The sequence below is a fragment of the uncultured Bacteroides sp. genome (assembly GCF_958445495.1).
Classification (GTDB): Bacteria; Bacteroidota; Bacteroidia; order Bacteroidales; family Bacteroidaceae; genus Bacteroides.
The window spans coordinates 1-6080 of record NZ_CAUCSQ010000094.1; the positions used below are offsets into that span (position 1 = coordinate 1).

Genomic DNA, 6080 nt, shown 5'->3' on the forward strand with positions numbered 1-6080 from the left:
ATAATAAAAAATTCAATCATTTAGGTCGTACTGCTTCTCATAGAAGCGCTATGTTGTCTAACATGGCTTGCTCTTTGATTAAGCACAAAAGAATCACTACGACTGTTGCAAAGGCGAAAGCTTTGAAGAAGTTTGTTGAGCCTTTGATTACCAAGTCTAAAGAAGATACAACGAATTCTCGTCGTGTTGTATTTAGCAATTTGCAAGATAAATTTGCTGTGACAGAATTGTTCAAGGAAATTTCTGTTAAGATTGGTGACCGTCCGGGTGGTTATACTCGTATTATCAAGACAGGCAATCGTTTGGGTGATAATGCTGAAATGTGCTTCATTGAGCTGGTTGACTATAATGCGAATATGGCTAAAGAAAAGGTTGCTAAAAAGGCTACTCGTACTCGCCGTTCCAAAAAGAGTGCCGCTGCTGCTGAAACGGCTGCTGCTCCTGCAACGACGGAGGAAGCTCCGGCTGTTGAGACTCCTGCAACTGAAGAACCGAAAGCTGAATAATTTCACAGTTATTCTTATAGATATCAGAAAGGGCTGCTCTGTGGAAGAGTGGTCCTTTTTGTGTTGGAATATAAGGCTGTCTGTCAATGTGTGGGAATGAATGAAAAGTTTTTTTACAATTTGATTTTCAGTTGTTTACTAATCCTAAGATACATTAAAAGATAGCTTGAATAAACTTTTCGTAAAGAGAATCTGTTATATTTGCAATTGGATATGGCAAAATTTGTAAAGATAATATTATTCCTGTTGCTTACAGTCGCCTTTCACGGAATGACAAGTAAGACTTTCATCGAGAAGCCGATGGAGCAGTCGGGGATTGCCATTACATATTCTTTGGAACAGGATAGACAGATTAGTGCGCCGGAATTTCCTTGTGTCCCTGTGGCTGAACTGACAAATTTGCAAAGTCAGCAGATATCGGTAACGCGCATTCAGCGTGCACAGTTAGGGGAGTATTTCACTACTTTAAAGAACTTGTTGCAGTGTTGTGCATATCGTGAGAATTCTTTGTCACAGCATAAGGGACGAATCTATAATACCACTATTTCCTGTTATTGCCAGCCCTCAAGCGAATATTATGTGTTTGCTTTGAGGCGTATTATTATTTAGATATTTATTAGTATCGTTTATTTGATAGCTGCCGGTATGCTTTTATACGGGTAGCCTCTATCTTATATCTTTCTATTTTATTTACTAATAAATTAAACATTTAAATATTATGGCAACTATTCAGACTATTGATACCACTATTTTTGCATCTTCACATCCGGATATCGTCAGGCGTACTAGTATGTCGGGAGTTTTGTTTTCATCATTCATGTTGTTGTTGGGGATTTTGGCTTTTGTTTCCACTTTTGGGTTGGAAGATAAGTCTTCTACGGTGAGCATGGCTTTGATGGTTTTGGGGACAGCATTGTGTCTTGGAGGAATTTTCCGGCTTTTCTGGAAATCGAAGAAGGTTGTTTATCTGCCGACCGGAAGTATTGCTAAGGAGCGTAGCGTATTTTTCGATTTGAAGCATATGGACGCATTGGTGGATATGGTGAATACCGGTTCGTTTTCTGCAGATTCGGATATTAAGAGCGGGGCGAGCGGCAATCTCCGTATGGATGTGATACTTTCTGAAGATAAGAAATTTGCGGCTGTGCAGTTGTTCCAGTTTGTACCATATACTTATCAGCCGGTTACGTCTATACGTTATTTCACCGATGGAGAGGCTTTTGCCGTTCATGCTTTTCTTACAAAAAGTCGTTTGAATTGAATCTTTTTATCAGTATCCTGATATAAGAAGGATTTATCTTATATAAAGAGATGGGAATCAGTCGTTAATAACGGCGATTCCCATTTTTTTCATCAGGAAACAGGCATTCATGTTTCGGGCGATTCCGTTTCTCATTTGGTATGAGAAAGTAAGTTCGTTATCGGTAATATCTGCTTCGAAGCAATAGTTTTGTACATTCATGGGGAAAGCGTCTGCCAAAGTGCCTAATAAAAGGTCATGGGTGGCTATGATGCCGTTGGCGTTCATATTCATGAATTGCTTTATAAGAGCCAAAGACCCTTTTTGTTTGTCCATGGAATTGGTTCCTTTCAATATTTCATCAAGAATGATGAAGAGTTCCTCTCCGGCCTCAAGTTTGTCGATGATTAATTTCAGGCGTTTGAGTTCGGCAAAGAAATAAGATTCGTTATCGGTTAGTGAATCGCTTGTGCGAAGGCTGGTAATGAGACGGGCAGGGTATATTTCCATCCGTTTCGCCCAGACAGGTGCGCCTATGCATGCCAGAAGGTAATTGATACCTATGGTACGCAGGTAAGTGCTTTTTCCTGCCATGTTAGCACCGGTGATAATGATGAAAAAGGGACGTTTGTCAATATCTATTCCGTTTCGTACACATTTGTTGCGGTCCATGAGGGGATGTCCTAAGGCTTCGGCTTGCAGGTGGAAAGACTTGGGGCAGATTTGCGGGAAAATATATTCCGGATGATTGTATGCAAATGTCGCGAGAGAGCAGTATGCGTCGATTTCTCCGATAGTTTCTATCCAGCAAGGGAGGTTGGCGGCATAGGTCTCTTTCCATTTTTCAATTTGCATCACTTGGCGTAATTCCCAGAATATGAGTCCGTTCAGAATTGTACTGATTAATAGATTATTACGCTGGTCAAGAGCATTCATCAGTTGGGACAATTGCCGGACGGCTTGGGAAGCGGTCTGGTCCCGGTCGGTTAGCTTGTTTTTTAGTTGTTGCAATAGGGGGCTATGCATTTCTTTTTTTTCGGTAAGGAGAATCTGGTCGGCGTATGTAGAGAGGATTTGCAGTTTTTTCCCATAGGTTGTTTGCAGCTTGGTGATGCCTTTAGAAAAGAGAGAGCTGAGAGTGACAAAACCAATGAATATTCCTCCTGCGGCAGTTGCGGGAAAAACTCCTAAAATAGCCGCTCCTATGCATATGCAGTTGATGGTGCCGACTATCGGCGGAACGATGCGGAGGAAAGCGTGTTGCCGATAATGACCGGGGGTATCTGCCCATTCCTTGATTTCTTCAATATCCGCAGGATTCCCTTTGTAGAGTAATCCGAGCAACCGGATTTGTTGCCTGTATTCCAAATCGGGTGATAGTTCACGGATGGCTTCCTGCCGTTGTTCGATGGCTTCTTTTTGTTCCAGGTGTTTATTAAACCAGCCGGCAAGGTGTTGTTTGCCTACAGGGGTTGAAGTACGGTTGATATACTGGAAAAGAGAATGTTTTCCGAATACGTCCAAGTCAAAGGTATAGAGATGGGAGGGATTGACGTATTCCTCTCCGCCGTCAAAGTCTGAAAAATCATATTGGATGGCTCGTAACTCTTGTTCATTGATTTCTATTTTCTTTTTTAGATAATCTTTTCGGCGGAACCAGAAATTATGACGTTTAACCAGCCAGACAAATAGAAAAAAAGGAATGACGGCGAATGTGAAAAGGTATGCCCAGTCGTCGGACCAGAAAATAATGGTGGCGGCTATGGCTTCTACAAATAATGCCAAACGCAAGAGGCTGATATAATGAATTCGTTTGCGGGTATTTTGAAGAGCTTGTTGAGAGTCTTGAATGATTTGCTGGTATATTGTGATTATCTTTTCCGGTTTCTCCATAATTATTTTGCTACTTTGGGGCAAAGGTAATATAATTCAGGGTGGATAAGAGATAAGTTGGTTTTTCCCGAAAGCATATTTACTGTTTATTAACTCTATCTGGTTCCGGGATTTGAAGTGATTTGAAGGGTACAGTTTGTATATGAGTCGAAATTTGCAATATTTCTTATCCGCTCCTTGCATTTATCCGCTAAAATATCTAACTTTCCAGTCGGAAAAGCGTTAAACGAAGAAAGGAGGAAGGCTTATGAAGAAAAGATGTATTTTATGCTTGTTGATGAGCGTGATTGGCCTCCCGTTGATTGCGCAAAATATTATTTATTCCAACTTAAAAGAGTTGCTTGCCCAGGAGGGTGACACGGTAGCCGCACTGCGTATTGAAAAGCGTTCGAAGAATCAGATTGTTTTGACAGGAGGAGCCGATTTCCGGATAACGGCAAGTGACGAGTCCATGTGCCGGCGGTTAAAAAAACGTTGTTTTGCAGTGCAGGATGAAAAAGGGGATTTATATCTGAATTGCCGTAAGTTGCGTTATAAGAAATTGCGTTTCGGGGCGTGGTATGCTCCGGCAGTTCGATTAGGCAAAGATATTTATTTTTGTGCTATGCCTTTAGGTTCGGTTATCGGAGGAAATTTTGTAGAAGAAGATGATGTTAAGTTGGGGGGAAATATCGGAGATGCCCTTGCCGCTTCGAGTCTGGTGACTAAACGGGTCTGTTATGAACTGAATGGCGAAACGGGGAAAATCGAATTCTTGGGAAAAGATAAAATGGTCCGGTTACTAGATAAATATCCGGAGTGGAAACAGGCATATTTAAAAGAAGATAGCCAGGAGGCGAAAAATACTTTCGGTTATTTGTTGAAATTACGTGACGTGCAGGAGAAGTAAAGAGGCTTTCTTTATCTCCGGTACATGCCGGTTATTGTGTAATTGGTTGCGGAAATAATTCCTTTTTGACAATAAGTCTCCGGTTCTTCTTGCCTTTTATCTTCTTTTTCCCTATATTGCGAGGAGTTATAGCCCTGTATCGCTTACAGTTTGTAATCCTTAATTCTGTTTATGATGAAAATGACTCTTGGCAAGCCCCTTCCCCTTTATCCGGATTTTGTGAAAGGAATCCGGAAAGTTCCTGGATTTATAGATGAATTGCGCACTCGCGACCGGATTTACGATTCTCGCTTTCGTCTGCAAGGAGATTTGAAAGTGAAGCCGATAGACGAGTACGGAGGGTTGTGTATCGAGGGTGAAGCCTTTCAGGTAATGATTGATAATAACCGTGGTGATATAAAGGATATATAAGACAGTTGCCTTTCTGAAAAGGACAAGGTTTGAACATTGACGTATAAACGTAATCCTTTTCTGCCTTTCGTTAATAATGGCTGCTGTTACTGCCGGATAAGTACCGATTTCTATCGGCGTTTATCCGGCTTTCACCGGTCATAGCCCTCCTGATAACGATAAAACTTTATCTCGTATTTTTTTGTTTCCTATATTTGACCCGTGTTTGGTCCGAATTTCCTATTTAACACTTGTTTTCATATTTGTCTGTAGAATGATAATATTTATCAAATAGCCTGCAAATAAATGGAAACTTGATTTGTTAATTTAGTTTTCTATATATCTTTGTTCTGTTTTTCCTCTCTAAATCAGGAGGAAATGAAAACTGCAGTAACAAATATGGAAAAACGAATGATGACAGAACATGGGAAAGACGCTTCTCAACGGGTAGAGTTGAGAGAACGGATTATTATGACGGCAACGGAAGCATTTACTTCAAAAGGAATTAAGTGTATAACAATGGATGACATTGCGGCAGCGTTAGGTATTTCCAAACGTACGCTTTATGAAGTTTTTGCAGATAAGGAGTCTTTATTGAAAGAGTGTATATTGAAAATGCAAACGGATAGAGACAGTTATTTACAGGAAGTTTACGAACAGTCTCATAATGTGTTGGAAGTGATACTTGCCGTATTTCAGAAAAGCATTGAAATGTTTCATAAGACGAACAAACGCTTTTTTGAGGACATTAAGAAATATCCGAAGGTCTATGAAATGATGAAGGATACTCACGACAGTGATTCGGAGAAAACGATGTCTTTCTTTAAATTGGGAGTGGAGCAGGGCATCTTCCGTTCGGATGTGAATTTCGCTATTGTCAATTTGCTGGTACGTGAGCAGTTCGACGTGCTTTTAAATACGGACATTTGTAACGAGTATCCCTTTATTGAAGTGTATGAATCTATAATGTTTACTTATATACGCGGTATCTCTACGGAGAGAGGCGCGAAGGTATTGGAAGATTTCATATCGGAATATCGTAAAAATCGTATTGGATAGGCTACAGGCGGAAGATGCGGTTTGGGCGACAGACAGTTAAAAAATAAATTAGAGGAGTTCTATAAATTAAAATATTGTAGTACAGTTGTTTATATGGTTCCAA

General features: G+C 40.4%; 6 protein-coding genes and 1 pseudogene. 6 read left to right on the forward strand and 1 reads right to left on the reverse strand.

Annotated features, from left to right (window positions below; genetic code table 11):
• The 3 genes from rplQ to Q5076_RS17700 form a co-directional block, all read left to right on the forward strand.
• The coding region (gene rplQ, locus Q5076_RS17690) for a 50S ribosomal protein L17 (RefSeq protein WP_303015110.1) at window positions 1-506 on the forward strand (506 nt) is incomplete at its 5' end.
• Window positions 507-719: 213 nt separating this feature from the next.
• Window positions 720-1115, forward strand: coding sequence for a hypothetical protein (locus Q5076_RS17695; protein WP_303015111.1), 396 nt, complete (start codon window positions 720-722; stop codon window positions 1113-1115).
• 109 nt (window positions 1116-1224) lie between these two features.
• A complete protein-coding gene (locus Q5076_RS17700; RefSeq protein WP_303015113.1) occupies window positions 1225-1767 on the forward strand; it encodes a hypothetical protein in 543 nt (180 codons plus the stop codon).
• Between the two features lie 57 nt (window positions 1768-1824).
• Here Q5076_RS17700 and Q5076_RS17705 read toward each other — a convergent pair whose 3' ends face one another.
• On the reverse strand, window positions 1825-3639 hold the full coding sequence (locus Q5076_RS17705) for a MutS family DNA mismatch repair protein (protein WP_303015115.1): 1815 nt from the start codon (window positions 3637-3639) through the stop codon (window positions 1825-1827).
• 247 nt (window positions 3640-3886) lie between these two features.
• Between Q5076_RS17705 and Q5076_RS17710 the strand changes: the two genes are divergently transcribed.
• From Q5076_RS17710 to Q5076_RS17720, 3 genes and pseudogenes are all read left to right on the forward strand, one after another.
• On the forward strand, window positions 3887-4528 hold the full coding sequence (locus tag Q5076_RS17710; RefSeq protein WP_303015116.1) for a DUF6563 family protein: 642 nt from the start codon (window positions 3887-3889) through the stop codon (window positions 4526-4528).
• A gap of 174 nt (window positions 4529-4702) precedes the next feature.
• Window positions 4703-4915 (forward strand): annotated as a pseudogene (locus Q5076_RS17715) (urocanate hydratase); the annotation flags it as partial.
• A gap of 414 nt (window positions 4916-5329) precedes the next feature.
• Window positions 5330-5977: a TetR/AcrR family transcriptional regulator gene (locus tag Q5076_RS17720; RefSeq protein ID WP_303015118.1), complete on the forward strand. Its 648-nt coding sequence runs from the start codon at window positions 5330-5332 to the stop codon at window positions 5975-5977.
• Window positions 5978-6080: the final 103 nt, after the last annotated feature.

Excerpts from the sequence above, each read along its gene's own strand:
- Q5076_RS17695 (WP_303015111.1), top strand. The coding sequence starts at position 720 with ATGGCAAAATTTGTAAAGATAATATTATTCCTGTTGCTTACAGTCGCC.
- Q5076_RS17700 (WP_303015113.1), top strand. The coding sequence starts at position 1,225 with ATGGCAACTATTCAGACTATTGATACCACTATTTTTGCATCTTCACAT.
- Q5076_RS17705 (WP_303015115.1), bottom strand. The coding sequence starts at position 3,639 with ATGGAGAAACCGGAAAAGATAATCACAATATACCAGCAAATCATTCAA.
- Q5076_RS17710 (WP_303015116.1), top strand. The coding sequence starts at position 3,887 with ATGAAGAAAAGATGTATTTTATGCTTGTTGATGAGCGTGATTGGCCTC.
- Q5076_RS17720 (WP_303015118.1), top strand. The coding sequence starts at position 5,330 with ATGATGACAGAACATGGGAAAGACGCTTCTCAACGGGTAGAGTTGAGA.